Source organism: Gemmatimonadota bacterium (assembly GCA_039715185.1).
GTDB lineage: Bacteria > Gemmatimonadota > Gemmatimonadetes > Longimicrobiales > RSA9 > DATHRK01.
In genome coordinates, this window is record JBDLIA010000240.1 from 1 (window position 1) to 1,110 (window position 1,110).

Annotated in this window: 2 protein-coding genes; both read right to left on the reverse strand. The window is 67.3% G+C overall.

Annotation, left to right across the window (positions count from 1 at the left end; translation table 11 throughout):
- Window positions 1–869: IS66 family transposase (locus ABFS34_16975; GenBank protein MEN8377119.1), on the reverse strand; the 869-nt coding region annotated here is incomplete at its 3' end.
- A gap of 81 nt (window positions 870–950) precedes the next feature.
- Window positions 951–1,110: IS66 family insertion sequence element accessory protein TnpB (gene tnpB / locus ABFS34_16980; GenBank protein ID MEN8377120.1), on the reverse strand; the 160-nt coding region annotated here is incomplete at its 5' end.

Sequence of the window (1,110 nt, forward strand, 5' to 3'; positions counted from 1 at the left end):
TTGCGGTCAGGGCTGTAGAAGTAGACGGCGGCCGGCGGTTCCGGCCCGGCCCAGGGGCGGTCGTCGCGCGCATAGACCCAGAGCCGCCCGGTCTTGGTCCGGCCGCGGCCGGGATCGAGCACCGGAAGAGGTGTGTCGTCGGCGAACAGCTTGGCCGACGCGAAGACATGGGCGGCAAGCCGCGCCTGCAGCGGCTCCAGCCACCAGCAGGCGCCGCCGACCCAGCTCGCCAGGGTCGAGCGTTCGATCCGGACGCCGTGCCGGGCGAGGATCTGGGCCTGACGATAAAGCGGCGTGTGGTCGCAGTACTTGCTGACCAGCACCTGGGCGATGAGCCCCGGCGTGGCCAGGCCCTTGGCAATGGGCCGCTCGGGCGCCGGCGCCTGATGGATCGTGCCGCAGGCGCGGCAGCCGTATTTGGGCCGGCGGATGCGAACGACGCGAAGCTGCGCCGGGACACAGTCGAGCATCTCGCTCGTGGCCTCGCCGATCGGGTGAAGCCGGCCACCGCAGCCCGGGCAGTCATGGCTCTCCACATCGAGCCTCACATCATCCCGCGGCAGATGGTCGGGAAGCGTCGAGCGCCGGGACGCGGTCCGGGACTCGGAATCCTCATCGCTCGCCGGCGGCGGCACCTGGTGAGCTTCGGTGCGGGCGACGTCCGCATCGAGATCTTCCAGCCCGAGGGCCAGTTGATCGGGATCGAGGCGCTTGGACTGGCGTCCGAACTGCCTTCGCTGAAACTGTTTGATGAGGCGCTGGAGACGTTCGATTTCGTTGTCGCGGGTCTCGACGACGGTTGCCATGTCGCGCACCAATCGGTGCAGAAGGTCGATGTCGGAGGGCAGGTTCTTGAGATCGAATCGCATGAGGGAGTCTAGCCTCTCGGTGCGTCTCGACCAAGTTATTTTGTTGATTCTACTTGATTTTTTCGACCAACCGCGTTCGCCTTAACCAGCCACGGCGGGCCGCCATCGGCGTTCGGGTGCACGCCAGTCGATGCCCTCGATCAGCATCGACAACTGTGCCGAAGTCAACGTCACCGTGTCGCCGGCCTCGGCCGTGCCGGGCCAGGGGAAGCGACCCGCCTCCCGGCGCTTCGTGGACAGA